Raw genomic sequence first — 18,269 nt, forward strand, 5'->3', positions numbered from 1 at the left:
AGAACACGGCGCGAAGACCTCCTGCTCAGAGGTCTGCTCCCGGCGAGGGACCCCGTCTTTGTCTTTCCGTCTTTTCAGACCCGGGATCTCCATTGCGGGTCTGGTGACCACGCCTTACTCCTGGTCAAGGCTCGGGATCCTGTGGGGAAAGATAGCCCCTCGCCGGGTGGCAGACCTCAAAGCAGGAGGTTCTTCGCGTCCTGTTTCTCCCGGCGCATACCTTCATGACCCGGGGTTGTGAGGCGCGGGCGCCTCCTGCCCGTCGACCTGCCCCAGGGAACCACGGACTATCAAGAGGATCGGTATGGCTGTCGCTGGGGCTCTTTGGGCAGGCCGACCTCTTGACAGCCCGTGGTTGGCTTCGCCCAGGCCGACGGGCAGGAGACACCCCCGAAGCCCACCCCTGCGCTAGCGCGCGGCCGCAAACCCCCGCGCTTGCGCGCACGCGAGCCGCCTGCCCTGCCCTGCGTGCACGCCGCCTGCCCTGCGCACGCGCGCAAGCCGCAAACCCCCTGCGCTTGCGCGCGAGCCGCCTGCCCTGCGCTGCGCGTTCGCCTGCGCGCCGACCTGGGCCGGGCTGCGGTTGCGGCCGCATTGACCGAGTCAGGTTGCAGTCTCGTGCGTGCTGTCCTGGGTTGGTCTGCGTGTATGCCGGTTGGTCAGATGACCCTGGCCTGCATTGTGGTGTAGTCGAAGTAGCTTACGACGTATTCGTCGCCGAGTTCGGTGGCCAGGCGTTTGGCCAGCTCTTCTCCCATTTCGGCGAATCGGCGGCCTGCTTCTAGTGTGGGGAAGCCTGAGCGGGTGGGGTCTTCGTGGTCGCGGGTGTCCTCGAAGTTGTCCGACCACTCCCAGAGGTCGGCCGCGAGGGGTTCGGAGATGGGCAGCTCGTAGAACGAGAGGTTGCCTTCGCCCGCTGTTCCCGTCAGCCACAGTGGACTGCGTTCGTACCCGGCCATCAGCTTGATCGACTTCATTTCGCCACCACCAGGTATCGCCTCGTCGCCGTCCACTGTCTGTCATGGTCTACTCGACGATCCACTCGATGGGAAGCCAATAGCCCCTGGACAGTGGATGAACAGCACCATCGGGTGATCACGGGCACAATACCCGTCGAGGCGGAACAAAGCAGCGGGCGTTATCGTCGCCCTGTTGAGACAAACTTTCATTCTGTCTCACGACGCGAGGAGGCGTTCGATATGCGGGCCGTACAGATCACCGAGTTCGGTGGCCCCGAGGTACTCACCGTCACCGAGGTTCCTGACCCCGTCCCCGGTGAGAACGAGCTGCTCATCACGGTCGACCGGGCCGGGGTGAACTACGCGGACACCCACCAGGTCGAGGACTCCTATCTCGCGTCACCCACTCTTCCGATGATCCCCGGCGGCGAGGTGGTCGGGACCACCGCCGACGGCAGGCGGGTCGCCGCCATCATCGGCGGCGGTGGGTATGCCGAGAAGGCAGTGATCAACAAGCACATGGCGTTCGACGTTCCCGACGGCGTCGACGACGTCTCCGCTGTCGCCCTGCTCATCCAGGGGATGACCGCGTGGTACCTGCTCAAGCGGACCACGCACTTCCAGCCCGGCGAGTCCATTGTGGTGCACGCCGCCGCCGGTGGTGTCGGGTCGCTGTCCGTCCAACTCGCCAAGTCCATGGGCGCCGGGCGGATCATCGCCACGGCCAGCACCCAGGACAAGCGCGACCTGGCCGTCAGCCTCGGCGCGGACGTCGCCATCGACCCCGCCACCCCCGACCTGGACAAGGCCATCATCGAGGCCAACGGCGGCAAGCGCGTCGACGTCGTACTGGAGATGACCGGCGGCCGTGTCACGGACGAGAGCCTGAAAGCACTGGCCCCGTTCGGCAGGCTCGCGTTCTACGGCATGGCCAGCCGCGAGGAGCCGAAGCCGGTCGCGCCCGCCGCCCTGATGTCGTACTCGACGACCATCAGCGGATTCTGGCTGGCCCACGCGTTCCGCAATCCCCCTGTGCTGCACCAGGCTTTCGCCGAGCTGGCCGCGGAAGTCAAGGCGGGCAAGCTGAAGGTGATCAGCGGCGGCGAGTACGCCCTCTCCGACGTCCGCACGGCGCACGAGGACCTCCGCGCCCGTCGCACCAGCGGGAAGCTCGTCGTCAACCCCGGCAAGTAGGTATCAGCACGTGGGAAACGTTGACACCCCTGCAGCCGTGCCGGTCCCATGAAGGCATGGCACAGCTGACAGTGATCGTCCAGCTCACCGTCGACACCGAGCAGGCGCCCACGGTGGCCGCGCGGCTGGTCAACTCGCTGCGCAGCGCCGTCGACCTGCCCATCGACCGGATGGTCGTCGACGGTGGGCACGTCCCGCGCCAGCGTGCCCTGCCGCAGGCGAAACTGCGGATCGAGCCCGCCGCGCGACGCGTCATCGTGCGGGACACCCCGATCGACCTGACCCGGCTGGAGTTCGACCTGCTGCTGTTCCTGTGCCTGCACCCCGGCCGGGTCCACCAGCGTTCGACGCTGCTCGCCCAGGTCTGGGGCGTCGCCGACCACCTCGGCACCCGCACGGTCGACGTGCACATCCGCAGGCTCCGCAGCAAGATCGGCCCCGGGTTCGACCCGATCACCACTGTCCGCGGCGTCGGCTACCTCGTCGACCGCAACGCCGGGTTCGTCATCGAGTCCGTGTGATGGTCGCGCTGCCCAGCACCAAGTCGCCCTGGTACATCACGGCAGCCTGACCGGGCGCGACACCCCGCAGCGGCTCAGCGAGCCGGATCACCAGCTCACCGTCGGTCATCTCGGCGACCGCAGCGGCCGTGCCACCGTGCGCACGGACCTGCACCACGCACTCGGTCGGGCCGTCGAGTGCTTCGCCAGAAGGCCACACAGGGCGCCCACCAGCGATTTCACTCACTTCGAGGCGCTCAGCGGTGCCGACGCGGACGTTTCCGGACACCGGCTCCAACGACAGCACATAGCGCGGGCGACCGTCCGCCGCGGGCGCGTCGATGCCCAATCCCTTGCGCTGCCCGACCGTGAAACCGTGCACACCGGTGTGCATGCCCAGCACGGCACCGGTCGCGTCGTCGACGAGCATGCCGGGGCGCTCGCCCAGCTTGTTCGTCAGGAACTTCTGGGTGTCGCCGTCCGGGATGAAGCAGATGTCGTGGCTGTCCGGCTTCTCGGCCACCGACAGCCCGCGCTCCGCCGCCTCCGCGCGGACCTGTGGCTTGGTCGAGTCGCCGAGCGGGAACATCGCGTGCCGCAACTGCTCCGTGGTCAGCGAGGCGAGCACATAGGACTGGTCCTTCTCGGAGTCCGCGCTGCGCCGCAGCTCCGGCTTCCCGTCCACTGTGGTCAGCCGGGCGTAGTGGCCCGTGCAGACCGCGTCGAAGCCCAGCGCCATCGCCTTGTCGAGCAACGCCTCGAACTTGATCCGCTCGTTGCAGCGCAGGCACGGGTTCGGTGTGCGGCCCGCCGCGTACTCCTCGACGAAGTCCTCGATCACGTCCTCGGTGAACCGCTCGGCGAAGTCCCAGATGTAGAACGGGATGCCGAGCACGTCGGCGGCGCGCCGCGCGTCGTGCGAGTCCTCGATCGTGCAGCAGCCACGCGCGCCGGTGCGCAGCGTGCCGGGTTTCGCCGACAGGGCGAGGTGCACCCCGACGACGTCGTGCCCGGCGGCCACCGCTCGCGCCGCGGCCACAGCTGAATCGACACCACCACTCATTGCGGCGAGCACGCGCATGCTCACGCCTCCTTCGTCGCGGATCGGCGCATACCGGACAGGCCCGCGTTGCGGGCCCGTTCCACGGCCGGTCCGATCGCCTGTGCCAGGGCCTGGACGTCCGCCTTCGACGACGTGTGCCCCAGTGAGAACCTGAGCGAGCCGCGGGCCGCCGCCGGATCCATGCCCATCGCGAGCAGGACATGACTCGGCTGCGCCACCCCCGCCGTGCAGGCCGAGCCGGTCGAGCACTCGATTCCCTTGGCGTCCAACAACATCAGCAAGCTGTCCCCGGCGCAGCCGGGGAACGTGAAGTGTGCGTGGGTCGGCAGGCCCGGTTCGCCGTTGAGGATCGCGTCGGGAACGGCGGCACGGACGGCGCCGACCAGCTCGTCCCTGAGCGCGGCGAGCTTCCCGGCCTGCTCGTCGCGGCGCGCCGCCACCTCGCGCATCGCCACAGCCAACGCGTGGATCGCCGGTACGTCAACGGTTCCCGAGCGCACGTCCCGCTCCTGGCCGCCGCCGTGCAGCAACGGCGCGCACGCCACGTCCCGCCCCAGCAGCAACGCACCGATACCGATCGGGCCGCCGAGCTTGTGCCCGCTCATGGTCAACGCGCTGGCCTTCGACTCGGCGAAATCGACCGGCAGCGTGCCGACGGCCTGGACGGCGTCGGTGTGGAACGGGATGCCACGCTCCGCGCACGCCTCGGCCAGCTCACGGACCGGGTTGACCGTGCCGACCTCGTTGTTCGCCCACATGGCCGTGACCAGCGCCACATCGTCGCCGAGTGCGGCCTTGAACGCGTCCACGTCCACCCGCCCGGTGCGGTCCACCGGCAGCCACGTCAGCTCGGCACCGTCGCGGCTCTCCAGCCACTCGGCCGCGTCGAGGACGGCGTGGTGCTCGACCGCGGACACCAACACGCGACGGCGGCCTTCCCGGCGCCTGGCCCAGTAGATGCCCTTGACCGCGAGGTTGTCACTCTCCGTGCCACCCGCGGTGAAGACGACCTCGGACGGTCGCGCGCCGAGCGTCTCCGCGATCGACTCGCGGGCCTCCTCGGCGATCCGCCTCGCCCGGCGGCCGGAGGTGTGCAGCGACGAAGCGTTGCCCCGGATGGACAATGCCTCTGTCAACGCCGCCGCTGCCTCGGGCAGCATGGGCGTGGTCGCCGCGTGGTCTAGATAGGTCATCACCGAAGAGTGTATTCGGCGACGAGCGTCACGCCCCAGGCGACGGCCACGGCGACCACGGACGGCTCAGGTGCACTTGGCCGAACTGATGATCGACACCGCGCCGACCTTGTTGTCCGGCGTGGCCGTGAACTCAAAGCGCCAGCCCGCCTTGTCGGCGATCTCCACCTGGTAGCGACCGGTGTGCTCGCTGAGCTTGAGGCCACGCGACTCGTAGGCCTTCTTCAGCTCCTCGACCGTCGAGCCCGCCCCGATGCCCTCCGCGGTCTTCGCCTCAGCCGGGGCGCCGAGCTCACGCAGGCCGTCCTTGCCGAACGACGCCCCGCCTGCCGCGGCGAACGCCTTGTCCCTGGCCTCGCGCTTCTCGGCAAGCGTCGCACTGGCTCCGGCGGCGTCGGCGTACACCTGGGCGGCGTCGGCGTGCTCCTGGGCGGACTTGCGCCTGGTGGTGTCCTTGTCCAGTTCGTCGGCCTTGGCGTTGAGCTCGCGGGCCTTGCGCTGCGCGTCGTCCTCCGCCGCCATCCTGGCCGCGTCGGGCGCCGGGCCGCCGACGTAGCTGAAGTCGGCGCAGCCGTCCAAATTGGAGGTCGGCGCGGTCGCCAGCTTGCCGGTCGCCAACGCCGCGTCCTTGCTCATGCCCGGCGTGAGGCCGCGGTAGCCCGCCACGCCGAACACCTCCGGCTTCGCGGGCGCCGCGCCACCCCCGCCCCCGCCCGCGGCGCCGTTCTCCGCTGTGCACGCCGCCGTGAACCCGACGAGGAGAACGGCAGCACAAAGGACAGTCTTGTTCATGTTCGTGAACCCCCTGTTGGTGACGGTGCGGAGATTAGCGAACGAGCACGTTGTCCTCCCAACCGATTACAGCTGGGTCACCCCGCACGGGCCGCTTGTCGGAGCGGAGACGTGCCCGCACGGGGTGAGTCCGTTCAGGCGGCCGGACCCCCAGGACTGGCCGCCCGGCCCGGTCGGACGAGCACGGCGCCGATGATGGCGACCGCGGCCATCGCGATGTCCAGGACGGCCATCGCCGGTGTCGGGCGTTGCGGGGATGCCAGCAGTGCCAGCAGGACGCCGCCGAAGCCGACGAGGACCGCACTGAACACCCGCTCGGACACCTGCAGCGCTGCCGCGTTGGCGCCTTGTTCGTGCAGCGGCGAGTAGCGCATCGTCAGGACGCTCAGACTCGAGTAACCCAGGCCCATTCCCGCGCTGGCGACGATCCACGCGATGAACGCCACCCAGCCCCAGCCCCATGTCGGTGTTACGAGGAGCATGCCGAGTGCGCCGACGGCCAGGAAGCCGAATCCCCATCGGACGAACACGAGCCGGTCGACATCGGGGTTGCGCGCCGGGAGCAGCGCCGCCGCCGACCACGCCAATGCGCCCACAGTCAAGGGAAGTCCGGCCATCAGCGGCGAATAGCCGTGCACCGACGTCAGCGTCAGCGTCACGTACACCTCCATCGCGGTGTACGCACCCGCCAGCAGACCGCGTGCCAGCACAGTCACCGGCAGGCCGCGTTTGGCCACCAGCGTTCCCTTGGGCAGCAACCGGAACAGCGCCGGCAGCAGAATCGCCGCACCCAGGACGCCGAGCAGCAACGTCGTGAGCGACGGGTGTTCCGCCGCCCACGTCAACGCGGCGATGCCCAGTGCCGAGGCGATCGCCGCCAGGACCAGACCACGGCGCACTGCCCCGTTGTTCTCCACCTGCGTGGGCAGTTTGCGCACTGCGGGCAGCAGCAGGAGAGCGCCGATGAAGGCCAGCGGGACGAGCCCGAGGAAGACCCAGCGCCAACTCGCGTGTTCGGTGAGCAGCCCCGCTGCCGCGGGTCCCACGAGGGAGGGCAGCACCCACGCGGCGCTGAGCAGGCCGAAGGCGGCCGGTTGGGAGCGTTCCGGGAAGACGTACGCGATCATCACGTAGATCGCGACCGAGATCGTCCCCCCGCCGAAGCCCTGCAGCGCCCGGCCGAGCAGCAGTAGCCACATCGAGTTCGCGAGCCCCGCCACCAGCAGGCCGACCGCGAACAGGACCACGCCGGTGTAGACGCCGAACGCCGGTCCACGCCGATCACACAGCCTGCCTGCCAGCACGTTCGCGATCAGGCTGGCCACGAGGAAAACCGTGAAGGGCCACGAGTACAGCGCGCCGCCGTCCAGGTCCGCCACCATCCGCGGCATCGCCGTGTTCACGCCGAGGTTCTCGAACGCCACGAGCGTCACCAGCAGCGTCATGCCTATCGAGACAGCGCGGTACTCGCCCGTCCACAGTGATGTCCTGGCCGGTGCCTCGGTCATGGTCACGCAATCGAGTCTGCAACTTCAAGCGCACTGGAAGTCAAGCCAACCTGCTTGGCAACCAATGTGGCCTTCGTTGCGCAAAACGCAACGAAGGCCACATTGGTTGCAAAAACTTAGGCGACTGCGAGTTTGGGGTGTTCGAACTCGGGCAGGGTCTGCGTGCGGTTGAGGGTGTCGCGGACCGCCGCCTGAGTCATCTCGGCGAGTTCCTTGCGGTTGGCGGCCTTGCTCGGCTCGATCGGGTCGAGCACGTGCACCTCCATCACCAGGCCTTTGGTCCTGGCCGTGCGGCGCAGGGACGTGATCAGTGTCTCGTCACCGATGAACGCCGGTGCCGTGGTGTCGTGGCCGTTGGTCAGCCGGTAGCGCAGCACGAACGGGATCACCGGCACGTCCGCGTCGATCGCGGCCTGGAACATCGCGGGCCGGAACCGGCCGCTGGCCAGACCGCACCACGTCGTGCCCTCCGGGGAGACGTTCACCAGCGAGCCGCCGCGCATGGCCTTCATCAACTCGTCCACCGCGCTCGGCAGCGAACGCAGGTTCTCCCTGTCCAGGTAGACCGTCCGGGCCGCACCGGCGAGCTTGCCGATGATCGGCCAGGTCGCCACCTCTTTCTTGGCCTGCGCCCGCATCGGCTGCACCGCGTTGACCGCCACGATGTCCAGCCACGAGATGTGGTTGGACGCGACCAGCGCGCCGCGCTCGGCGTCCGCGTACTCCTGCAGCACCTTCGCGCCGTGCACCTCGATCCGCACGCCGAACGCCCGCGCGATCCGGCGGAACCACCAGCGCACCGCGCCTTCCCTGCGCCGCTTGGCCAACAGCGGCATCATCAGTGCGACGAACGGGCCGGTCAGCAGGATCACGACCGCGGTGGCCAGTCGCCACACCCGGCGTGACCTGCTGACGGTCGGTGTCTTGCCGGCCATGCAGCTGGAGCCGCACGGCGACTCCGGCTGCCAGAGGTGTCCCCTCATCCTTGCTCCCCCAGGAAGAACTTGACGTACCGCGGGTCGACCTTGGCGATGTCCAGCAGTACGAACAGGTCGGCGACGTTGAAGTCGCTGTCGTGCGCGGGTGGTCCGCACACCCACGCGCCGAGCCGCAGATAACCCTTGAGCAGCGGCGGAACCAGGGTGCGCGCCGCCGGGCGGACACCGTCCGGCTGCCACGGGTGCAGCGGGCGGACGCGGTACTCAGGCGGTGACATGTGGTTGTCGCGGACCATGTTCCACACCGCGGCGGCGAGGTTCCCGCCGTCGGCGAGCGGCACGGAAGCGCAGCCCGCGAGCATGGTGCGGCCCGTGAGCAGCATGTATCTGGCGATGCCCGCCCACATCAGGCTGACGACGGAGCCCGACCGGTGATCCGGGTGCACACAGGACCGCCCGGTCTCCACGACGCCCGGCAGCAGCTCCCGGACCCCGCCGAGGTCGAACTCGGTCTCCGAGTACAGCCTGCCCGCCGCGGCCACCCGGTCCGGCGGCAGGAAGCGGTAGGTGCTGACGATCTCGCCCGTTCGGTCCTCACGCACCACGAGGTGGTCGCAGTGCTCGTCGAACTCGTCGATGTCGAGCCCGGTGTCCGCGGACTTGAGGTTCGCGCCCATCTCCTCGGCGAACACCTGGTAGCGAAGCCGCTGAGCTGCGACGACCTCTTCGGAGTCGCGGGCGAGCAGCAGTGAGTAACGAGGTGCGTCCTCCGGCAGGTCGGATCCGGACTGTGCGGTACTGACGAGCACCTGCGCCTGAGTCATGGAATCGTTCTACTCGCGATAGATGACCTTCGACAAGCTGACTTTCTGACTCGTCAGTGGAAAATAGGTGAATACCCTGAGATGGGGTCACTCCATAGGACGACACCGTCAGGAAGATCACTTACGGCGAGGTCGGGGAATAGAACAGCCCCGGCGTGACAGTGTCACACCGGGGCCTGAGCTGGGGTGATCTTGATCAGCCCTTGCGCTTGCCGACCTCTTCGGTCAACTGGGGCGCGACCTGGAAAAGGTCGCCGACGACGCCGAAGTCGGCGATTTCGAAGATCGGCGCCTCACCGTCCTTGTTGACCGCGATGATCGTCTTCGATGTCTGCATTCCGGCGCGGTGCTGGATCGCGCCGGAGATTCCGAGCGCGATGTACAGCTGCGGCGAAACGGTCTTGCCGGTCTGCCCGACCTGGAACTGGTGCGGGTAGTAGCCGGAGTCGACCGCGGCACGAGAGGCGCCCACAGCGCCGCCCAAGGCGTCCGCGAGGGCTTCCACGACGGAGAAGTTCTCCGCACTGGCCACACCGCGGCCACCGGACACGACGACGGACGCCTCGGTGAGCTCCGGGCGGTCACCGCCGACGACCGGCTCGGTGCCGGTGATCCTGGTGACCTTGGCCGCGTCCACCGCGGGCACGTCGACAGCCGACTCGGCTGCCGCACCGTCGGCCTGCTCCGGCTCCACGCTGCCCGCACGCACCGAGATGACCGGGACACCCTTGGCGGCCTTGGCCTTCGCGGTGTACGCGCCACCGAAGACCGAGTGCGTGGTGGTGCCGTCGGCGTCCACGTCGACCGCGTCGTAGAGCAGACCGGAGCCGATCCGGATCGCCAGGCGACCCGACACCTCCTTGCCCTCGGCGGTCGCCGGTACCAGCACCGCCGCCGGGGACGCCTGCTCCACAAGGGAAGCGAGCACGTCGACCTTGGGCGTCACCAGGTAGCCGGCGGCGTCGTCGGACTCCGCCACGTAGACCTTGGCCGCGCCGTACGAGGCGAGCGCGTCCTTGACCTTGCCCGCGCTGCCGGGCGCGCCGACCACGACGGCCGACGGCTCGCCGAGCCTGCGCGCCAGCGTGAGCAGCTCGTATGTGACCTTCTTGACCTCGCCGTCGAGTTCGTCGACGAGGACCAGAACCTCTGCCATGACTGGTTTCCTCCTCGTTTCAGGCGCTGTCAGATGAGCTTCTGCGAGACGAGGTACTCGGCGATCTTGCTGCCGCCGTCGCCCTCGTCGGTGATCTGCTGACCGGCCGCGCGCGGCGGCTTCGGCGACGACTCGAGCACGGTCGTGGCCGCGTTGGCCAGGCCGACCTCGCCCGCGTCGATGCCGAGGTCGGCGATCGTCAGCGTGGTGACCGGCTTCTTCTTGGCGGCCATGATGCCCTTGAAGGACGGGTAGCGCGGGTCGTTGATCTTCTCACCGACGCTGATCACCGCGGGCAGGCTCGCTTCGAGGAAGGTCCGGCCGGTGTCGGTCTCCCGCTCCACCTTCACGCTGCCGCCGTCGATCTCGACCTTGCGGGCGTGGGTCAACTGGGGAAGGCCGAGCAGTTCGGCGAGCATCGCGGGGATCGCGCCGCCGACACCGTCGGTCGACTCGTTGCCCGCGATGACCAGGTCGTATCCCTCGACCGTGCCGATCGCCTTGGCGAGCACCTTCGCGGTCTGGATGATGTCGGCACCGTGCAGCGACTCGTCGCTGACGTGCACGGCCTTGTCGGCGCCCATCGAGAGGGCCTTGCGGATCGCGTCGGTGGCCCGCTCGGGCCCGACGGTCAGCACCGTCACCTCGCCGCCCTGCGCCTCTTTGATCTGCAGGGCCTCTTCCACGGCGCGCTCGTTGATCTCGTCGAGCACGGCGTCCGCCGACGCACGGTCCAAAGTGTGGTCAGCGCTCGCGAGCTTGCGCTCCGAGTAGGTGTCGGGCACCTGCTTGACCAGGACAACGATGTTTGGCATGGGTCTTCTTCGACCTCCCGGCTACTACACGTCTGCTGTTTTCTCGAGGCCTTGCTTCTCGTGTGGGTAGACGATCCCACGCCGACCCCGGACGGGCGCGGTGGCCTGCACCACGTCGGCTATGTTACCGGCCGGTAGCATCTTGGCCCGGTATGTCCGGCGTGACGGTACTCACGCGGGTGCCTGACGTGCACTTCATTCAGTTGGCCAGGCCAAATGGATCAACGTCGTTTGCGTCCATCCGGGTGATAACGATTAATCTGCCTTCCTATGCACGGCCGCGTAGCTGTAGTCACCGACTCCACCGCCTGCCTTCCGGCGGATCTCGCCAGGCAGTGGGGCGTGTCCGTCGCACAGATCCAGATCAGGATCGGCGAGCAGGTCGCCGATGAGCACCACGTGCCCACCGACCACCTGATCTCCGCCATGCGCAACCGGACGCCGGTGACCACAGCACCGCCGGACCCGGGCACGTTCTACCGGCTCTACCAGCAGGTGGCGCAGAACGCGGACGCGATCGTGTCCGTGCACGTGTCGTCCAGACTCTCCGAGACCTGCAAGGCGGCCAGCCGGGCCGCCGGTCAGATGAGAATCCCCGTCCACATCGTGGACTCCGCCACGTGTGGCATGAGCCTCGGCTACGCGGTGCTCGCCGCGGCACGGGTCGCGGGCGCGGGCGGCAACCCCCGCCGGGTCATCGACGCCGCGGTCAAGCGCTGCCGCGCCAGCTCCGAGCTGATCTACGTGGACACCCTCGACTACCTGCGCCGGGGCGGCAAGATCGGCGCGGCCGCCGCGCTGGTCGGCAACGCGTTGTCGCTCAAGCCCGTGCTCACCGTCCAGGAGGGCCAGATCGCGCCGCAGGACAAGGGCTTCGGCTCGGACCGGGCGCTGCGCAAGATGGTCGAGACGGCCGTGGCCCGCGCGGGCGAGGGCATGGTCGACATCGCCGTCGAGCACTTCGGCAACATGGGCCGCGCGAGCACGATCCTCGAGGAGCTCAAGCCACGGCTCAACCACGTGCGCGACGCCGTCATCACCGAGGTGTCGTCGTCGATCGGCGTCCACGTGGGGCCGGGCGCTGTCGGCATCACGGTGTCGCGAGCTGAATAGCCCGTCAGCGGTTTTTCAGATGACGCGCAGTGACGACCGGGCAGGGCCGCGTTGGCCCGTGCGGCCCAGGTCCGGCGGGCCGACCGCCCGATGGCGTCATCTCGTGGTTCCTACCCAACAGAAGGATCTCGCCTGCTCGGCGCCGTGATCAGCCCCGACGCCGGGACACCCGGACGGCGTGAATCCGGATTCCTGTTCACCCGATCGAGCGAAGCCGATTGGCACGTGGCCGATCAAGCGCAACAGTCGGTACGCTCTCGCCACGGACTTGCTCCGCATTCCTGGAATCCCGGCAGACAGAATCCCGGCTACCCACTGGGCAGAGGAAATGACCTCACCGCTCCACGACAGCTCGCGCACGCCCATCGGCCACGCCCGCACGCAGGCCGACCACGCCAGGGCGCGCGTCAAGGTGGCGCGCAAGTGGGCGTACCTGCTCAGCTCGAGCACGTATCTGCCGTATTCCCAACAGGAAGTCGACCAGGCGATGCACGAGCTCGTCGACATCGTGTTCGACGCGGCGACCGGCGAGCCGTTCAACGCCGACCACGTGGCCGGCGTGGGGACCCGGTTGGTCGACATGCGCTGCACCGGTCCGACCAGCTTGCGTAGAACCATTGACGTGCTCGGCAAAGCCCTGCTGACCGAGCCCGAGCTGTACCGGATCGACGACAAGCGCGCGGAGCGCGCGGTCGCGCTGCTCGGCGTGATCTCGTCGGACTACCTCGAAGCGGCCCGCCAGTTCATCTTCGGCCAGCAGGAGGACATCAAGGAGGCGCTGGTCCGCGCCGGGGCGGACGCGCAGCGCAGGATGCGCGCGACCGAGGCCCGGTTCGACGCCGTCTTCACGGCCTCGCCGAGCGGCATCGTGCTCACCGACCTCGACGGCCGGATCCTGCGCGTCAACCAGTCGCTGCAGACCATGCTCGACCGCGCGGACTTCACCGACGAGACGCTGTTCGACCTGGTCGACGCGGACGAGGCGCCGTTCCTGAAGGCCGCGTGCCGCGATCTGGCCGACGGCTGGGCCGAGCGGCTGCACCAGCAGCGCAAGCTGCTCCGCCCGGACGGCGAGGCGGTGCGCGCGGGCATGTCGATCTCGGTGCTGCGCGACGGCGGCACCGACCCGACCCACCTGCTGGTCACGGTGGACGACCACACGGAGATGTCGCTGCTGCAGGGCCAGCTCAGCCACCAGTCGCTGCACGACGTGCTGACCGGGCTGCCGAACCGGCAGTACTTCTCCACCAGGCTGGAAAGCGTGCTGCGGCAAGCGGATCCGAAGTTCGGCGCGACCCTGTACCACATCGACCTCGACGCGTTCTCGTTGATCACCGACGGGCTCGGCCGCGCGGTCGGCGACCGGGTGCTGATGAACGTCGCCCAGCGGCTGAAGGCCGTGGTGGCGGGCGAGAACGCGATGGTGGCCCGGTTCGACGGCGACGAGTTCGCGATCATCGTGCAGAACACCGACACGACGCCGGACGTGATCAGCACGATCGCGTCCATCAACGAGGAGCTGGCCGAGCCGATCTACTTCGACGGCCTCGGTGTCGCCGCGTCGGCGAGCATCGGCGTCGTGCACAAGCCGAACGCGGACGCGGACGTGACCGAGCTGCTGCGGACCGCGGACATGACGCTGCGCCGCGCGAAGGCCAACGGCAGGCGCCAGTGGGGCCTGTTCGACCCGGACGAGGACACCAGGGACCGCTCGTGGTTCAGCCTCGCCGCGCAGATGCCCGGCGCGCTGGAGATGGGCGACATCAAGGTCGTCTGCCGCCCGCTCGTCCAACTGCTGGGCAACCGGACCGTCGGGTTCGAGGCGCGACTGCGCTGGGACCACGAGAACGCCGACCACGAACCCGAGACCATCTCGCACTCGCTGTGCCTCGAACTGGCCGAGCAGACCGGCCTGGTCGTGCCGCTGCGCGACGACATGCTCGAGGACGCGAGCAAACAGGTGCACTGGTGGAACGGCGAGTACGGCACCACGCTGCCGCTGGCGGTGTCGCTGACAGCCAACCAGGCCTGTGACCCCGACCTGGTCGGCGCGGTGCTGATGCGCCTGTCCCGCGCCGGGCTGGACCCGTCGCTGCTGCGGGTCGGCATGCCGGTGGCGGTGCTGATCGCCGACCGCGGCGAGGCGGTGGACAACTTCCGCATGTTGGCCGCGAACGGCATCGCGACCGAGATCCACGAGTTCGGCAGCGCGGCGGGCGACATCGGCTGCCTCGAGGACCTGCCGGCGACGTCCGTCCGGATCGCGTCCCGGCTCGTGCGCAGGCGGCGTGCCGGCACGTCCGCCCTGGTCGGCCGGACGCTGACGGACCTGATCGACGTCGTCAAGCTGGCCGGGGCGACCGTGGTCGTCGACGACATCGAGACCGCGGACGAGGCCGAGTGGTGGCGCTCGGCTGGCGTCGACCTCGGCCTTGGCCGGTACTTCGAGCCCGGCCCGGTCGACCTGCACGACTTCGACCGCGACGCCCCGCGGCCGGCGTAGCGCCGATGTCATGCGTCACACTCCTGCGCGGCCTGACTGCTTACTGACCGGTAGCCTGCCGGGGTGACGGCTGATCCTGCTGCCCCTGATTTCTCCGGCCCCGACCTGTCCGGCTCTGCCGGGCTGCCGCTGACCGGGGAGCGGACCGTGCCCGGCATCCCGGAGGAAAATTACTGGTTCCGGCGTCACGAGGCGGCGTACCTCATGCTGGCGCCGTACTGCCGGGACGCGGTCGTTCTCGAGGCCGGGTGTGGCGAAGGTTACGGCGCGGATCTGCTCGCCCGGGACGCTCGTGCGGTGATCGGGCTCGACTACGACGTGCTGACCACGCTGCACGTGGCCCGCAAGTACCCGCAGGTGCGCATGCTGCGTGGCAACCTCGTGATGCTGCCGTTCGCCGACGCGTCCATCGACGTGGTGGCGAACCTCCAGGTCATCGAGCACCTGTGGGAGCAGGAGCGGTTCCTGGCCGAATGCCTGCGGGTGCTCAGGCCCGGTGGCAGGCTGCTGGTCACGACGCCCAACCGGATCACGTTCTCCCCTGGCCGGGACACACCGCTCAACCCGTTCCACACTCGTGAACTCAGCGGCGCCGAGTTGACCGAACTGCTGGTCGGCGCCGGTTTCCGGGTCGAGGTCATGGCCGGGCTGCGGCACGGTCCCGCGTTGCTCGACGCCGACGCCCGGTTCGGGTCGATCATCCAGGCGCAGATGGACGTCGCCGTGTCCGGCGGGCCGTGGCCCGCGGATCTGCTGGCGAGCGTCGAAGCGGTCACCAGCGCGGACTTCGAGATCGTCGAGTCCGATGTGGACGCCAGCCTCGATCTGGTCGGGGTGGCGATCAAGCCTTGAGTGAGCCGATCGGAACGTTCTGCCTCGTCCTGCACAGCCACCTGCCGTGGCTGGCCAACCACGGTTCATGGCCGGTCGGCGAGGAATGGCTCTACCAGGCGTGGGCGCACTCTTACATGCCCGTTTTCGAGTTGCTGCAACGGTTCGCCGACAAGGGCGAAGAGGACGTGCTCACGCTCGGTGTGACGCCGGTGCTCGCTGCCCAACTCGATGACCCGTACTGCCTGCGTGGTTTCCATGACTGGCTGGGCAACTGGCAGTTGCGGGCGCGGTACGCCGCTGTCCGCTGGCGCCAGGACGACCCGCTGCTCAAGGACCTGGCCGCGAGCGAGCACCGCGCGTCGGAACAGGCGCTGACCGCGTTCGAAACCCAATGGCGGCACGGCTTTTCGCCGGTGCTGCGGCGGTTCGTCGACGCTGGCACGATCGAACTGCTCGGCGGCCCGGCCACGCATCCGTTCCAGCCCCTGCTCGACCCGAGGATCCGGGACTACGCCCTGCGGCTCGGCCTGACCGACACGCGGATCAGGACCGGGCGGCAGCCGGAAGGCATCTGGGCGCCCGAATGCGGTTACGCACCAGGCATGGAGTCGACCTACGCCGCCGCGGGCGTCCAGCGGTTCCTGGTCGACGGCCCGTCCCTGCGCGGTGACACCGCGGCGGCGCGCACGGTCGGCGACTCCGACGTCGTCTGCTTCGGACGCGATCTCGAAGTCACGTACCGGGTCTGGTCGCCGAAAGCCGGGTATCCCGGCCACGCGGACTACCGCGACTTCCACACGTACGACCACCCGTCCGGGCTCAAACCGTCACGGGTGACGGGAAAGCACATCGAGCCGTGGGACAAGGCCCCTTACGACCCGCGGCGCGCGGCTGTGGCCGTTGAAAAGCATGCGGACGACTTCGTGGACACAGTGGTCCGGCGGTTGCGCGGACTGCCGGAGCGTTCCCTTGTCGTCGCCGCGTACGACACCGAGCTTTTCGGACACTGGTGGCACGAGGGCCCGGCGTGGCTGGAGGCGGTCCTGCGCAAGCTGCCCGAGGCCGGTGTCCGGGTGACGACGTTGAAGGGCGCGTTGGACGCCGGTCACCTCGGCCCGCGGGTGGACCTGCCCGCGTCGTCGTGGGGATCCGGCAAGGACTGGCGGGTCTGGGACGGCGAGCAGGTCGCCGACCTGGTGTCGGCGGGTGCGGACCTGCAGCGCGACTTGCTGTCCGTGATGGACACCTTCACCACGACGGCACGGGACCTCGCGGCCGACCAGCTGGTCAGGGAGGCCTTGCTGGCGTTGTCGAGCGACTGGGCGTTCATGGTGACCAAGGACTCCGCGGCGGACTACGCCCGGCGCCGTGCCAAGGTGCACACCGAACGGTTCGGTGAGCTGGCGGAACTGCTCCGGTTGGGACACGCGGACCGCGCGCTTGCCCGAGCGGGCGAGCTCGCGGCTGAGGATTTCCTGTTCGGCCATCTGGATGCCCGTAAACTACCAAGCGGATGTTTGGCATACCCGTAGTCGGCTCCACCGCAGGAGATGCGAGGATCAAGCCCTTATGCGCGTGTTGATGTTGTCTTGGGAGTACCCGCCGGTGGTGGTCGGCGGACTGGGCAGACACGTGTACGCGCTGGCCAAGCACATGTCCGACGCGGGACACGACGTCGTCGTGCTGTGCCGCGAACAGGCGGGCACCGACGTGACCACGCACCCGACGTCCGACGAGGTGGTCGAGGGTGTTCGGGTGATCCGGGTCGCCGAGGACCCGCCGCACCTGGTGTTCGAGCGCGACCTGGTGGCGTGGACGCTCGCGATGGGGCACGCCATGGTCCGTGCGGGCCTCGCCCTGCTCAAGGACTGGCGACCGGACGTCATCCACGCGCACGACTGGCTGGTGACGCACCCGGCCGTGGCGCTGGCCGAGGAAACCGGCAAGCCACTGGTGGCCACGATCCACGCCACCGAGGCCGGGCGGCACAGCGGCTGGCTGTCCCAACCCCTGAACCAGCAGGTCCATTCGGTGGAATGGTGGCTGGCCAACCGGGCCGACGCGCTGGTGACGTGTTCCGCGGCGATGCGCGCCGAGGTGGCGCACCTGTTCGAGGTCGACCCGGCGGACATCACCGTGATCCACAACGGGATCGAGCCACGGCCGTGGCGCGTGCCCACGGCGACCGTGCGCGCCACGCACGAGCAGTACAGCCCCGGCGGCGGCCCGATGCTGCTGTTCTTCGGGCGTCTGGAGTGGGAGAAGGGCGTCCAGGACCTGGTCGCCGCGTTGCCCCGGATCCGTCGTTCACACCCCGGCACACGACTCGTCGTCGCCGGGAAGGGCCGTCACGCGGCTGAGCTCGTGAAGGACGCGCGCAAGGCGCGTGTGCTGCGCTCTGTCGATTTCGTTGGACACCTGTCGGACCGTCAGCTCGCCGCCGCCCTTGCCGCCGCTGACGTGGTTGTCCTGCCCAGCCGCTACGAGCCGTTCGGGATCGTCGCCCTGGAAGCGGCGGCTGCCGGTGCGCCTCTCGTCGCCTCCACAGCGGGTGGACTGGGCGAGGTCGTGGTGCACGGCGAAACCGGGCTGTCGTTCGCCCCCGGCGACGTGGAGGGCATCACGGCGTCGGTGCGGGCCGTGCTGGACGACCCGGCAGCCGCCAAACGCCGGACTCGTGCGGCCAAGGCACGGCTCACGAGCGACTTCGACTGGGCCACGATCGCGGCCGCCACCATCGACGTCTACCGCCGCGCGCGGGTGGCGAACCACGAGCCCCTCGGCCGCCCGAAGATCGCCACCGGCAACGCGTTCATCTGACGCTCGTCTTGGCAACCAATGTGGCCTTCGTAGCGTTCTTCGCAACGAAGGCCACAT

16 protein-coding genes are annotated in these 18,269 nt (G+C 69.0%); 7 read left to right on the plus strand and 9 right to left on the minus strand.

Going from position 1 to position 18,269, the window contains the following annotated elements; genetic code table 11:
* Positions 1-659 precede the first annotated feature (659 nt).
* Positions 660-977, minus strand: a complete 318-nt coding sequence (locus ALI144C_RS12880) for a hypothetical protein (protein ID WP_076987513.1) — start codon at positions 975-977, stop codon at positions 660-662.
* A 222-nt stretch (positions 978-1,199) separates the two neighbouring features.
* Here ALI144C_RS12880 and ALI144C_RS12885 point away from each other — a divergent pair, with 222 nt between their 5' ends.
* Positions 1,200-2,153, plus strand: a complete 954-nt coding sequence (locus tag ALI144C_RS12885) for a quinone oxidoreductase family protein (protein WP_076987331.1) — start codon at positions 1,200-1,202, stop codon at positions 2,151-2,153.
* A 56-nt stretch (positions 2,154-2,209) separates the two neighbouring features.
* Positions 2,210-2,674: a winged helix-turn-helix domain-containing protein gene (locus ALI144C_RS12890; protein WP_076987332.1), complete on the plus strand. Its 465-nt coding sequence runs from the start codon at positions 2,210-2,212 to the stop codon at positions 2,672-2,674.
* Here ALI144C_RS12890 and mnmA read toward each other — a convergent pair.
* From mnmA to ALI144C_RS12930, 8 genes are all read right to left on the minus strand, one after another.
* Positions 2,658-3,734 (minus strand): tRNA 2-thiouridine(34) synthase MnmA, encoded by a 1,077-nt coding sequence (gene mnmA, locus ALI144C_RS12895; protein WP_076987333.1) that lies wholly within the window; start codon positions 3,732-3,734, stop codon positions 2,658-2,660. The genes ALI144C_RS12890 and mnmA overlap by 17 nt on opposite strands.
* Positions 3,735-3,736: 2 nt before the next feature.
* Positions 3,737-4,909 (minus strand): cysteine desulfurase family protein, encoded by a 1,173-nt coding sequence (locus ALI144C_RS12900; RefSeq protein WP_076987334.1) that lies wholly within the window; start codon positions 4,907-4,909, stop codon positions 3,737-3,739.
* Positions 4,910-4,975: 66 nt separating this feature from the next.
* A complete protein-coding gene (locus ALI144C_RS12905; protein ID WP_237774117.1) occupies positions 4,976-5,701 on the minus strand; it encodes a hypothetical protein in 726 nt (241 codons plus the stop codon).
* Between the two features lie 134 nt (positions 5,702-5,835).
* The gene (locus ALI144C_RS12910) at positions 5,836-7,209 is read right to left on the minus strand and encodes an MFS transporter (RefSeq protein ID WP_076987335.1); all 1,374 of its coding nucleotides are present in this window, start codon (positions 7,207-7,209) and stop codon (positions 5,836-5,838) included.
* A gap of 116 nt (positions 7,210-7,325) precedes the next feature.
* Positions 7,326-8,192 carry a lysophospholipid acyltransferase family protein gene (locus tag ALI144C_RS12915; protein WP_083752986.1) on the minus strand — a complete coding sequence of 289 codons (867 nt, stop codon included), beginning with the start codon at positions 8,190-8,192 and terminating at the stop codon, positions 7,326-7,328.
* Complete coding sequence (locus tag ALI144C_RS12920; RefSeq protein WP_076987337.1) at positions 8,189-8,971, minus strand: GNAT family N-acetyltransferase; 783 nt, start codon at positions 8,969-8,971, stop codon at positions 8,189-8,191. Before ALI144C_RS12920 ends, ALI144C_RS12915 begins: the two co-directional genes overlap by 4 nt.
* A 196-nt stretch (positions 8,972-9,167) precedes the next feature.
* Positions 9,168-10,127 carry an electron transfer flavoprotein subunit alpha/FixB family protein gene (locus ALI144C_RS12925; RefSeq protein WP_076987338.1) on the minus strand — a complete coding sequence of 320 codons (960 nt, stop codon included), beginning with the start codon at positions 10,125-10,127 and terminating at the stop codon, positions 9,168-9,170.
* Positions 10,128-10,156: 29 nt separating this feature from the next.
* Positions 10,157-10,942 carry an electron transfer flavoprotein subunit beta/FixA family protein gene (locus ALI144C_RS12930; RefSeq protein WP_076987339.1) on the minus strand — a complete coding sequence of 262 codons (786 nt, stop codon included), beginning with the start codon at positions 10,940-10,942 and terminating at the stop codon, positions 10,157-10,159.
* 270 nt (positions 10,943-11,212) lie between these two features.
* Between ALI144C_RS12930 and ALI144C_RS12935 the strand changes: the two genes are divergently transcribed.
* From ALI144C_RS12935 to ALI144C_RS12955, 5 genes are all read left to right on the plus strand, one after another.
* Entirely contained in the window at positions 11,213-12,055 is an 843-nt protein-coding gene (locus tag ALI144C_RS12935; protein ID WP_076987340.1) for a DegV family protein, read from the plus strand.
* A 328-nt stretch (positions 12,056-12,383) separates the two neighbouring features.
* Positions 12,384-14,558 carry a putative bifunctional diguanylate cyclase/phosphodiesterase gene (locus ALI144C_RS12940; protein WP_083752987.1) on the plus strand — a complete coding sequence of 725 codons (2,175 nt, stop codon included), beginning with the start codon at positions 12,384-12,386 and terminating at the stop codon, positions 14,556-14,558.
* Positions 14,559-14,621: 63 nt separating this feature from the next.
* A complete protein-coding gene (locus ALI144C_RS12945) occupies positions 14,622-15,410 on the plus strand; it encodes a class I SAM-dependent methyltransferase (RefSeq protein ID WP_441297555.1) in 789 nt (262 codons plus the stop codon).
* Positions 15,407-16,924 (plus strand): 1,4-alpha-glucan branching protein domain-containing protein, encoded by a 1,518-nt coding sequence (locus ALI144C_RS12950; RefSeq protein ID WP_076987341.1) that lies wholly within the window; start codon positions 15,407-15,409, stop codon positions 16,922-16,924. Before ALI144C_RS12945 ends, ALI144C_RS12950 begins: the two co-directional genes overlap by 4 nt.
* Before the next feature lie 37 nt (positions 16,925-16,961).
* Positions 16,962-18,212 (plus strand): glycosyltransferase family 4 protein, encoded by a 1,251-nt coding sequence (locus ALI144C_RS12955; RefSeq protein WP_076987342.1) that lies wholly within the window; start codon positions 16,962-16,964, stop codon positions 18,210-18,212.
* Positions 18,213-18,269 lie beyond the last annotated feature (57 nt).

Source organism: Actinosynnema sp. ALI-1.44 (assembly GCF_001984155.1).
Taxonomy (GTDB): domain Bacteria; phylum Actinomycetota; class Actinomycetes; order Mycobacteriales; family Pseudonocardiaceae; genus Kibdelosporangium.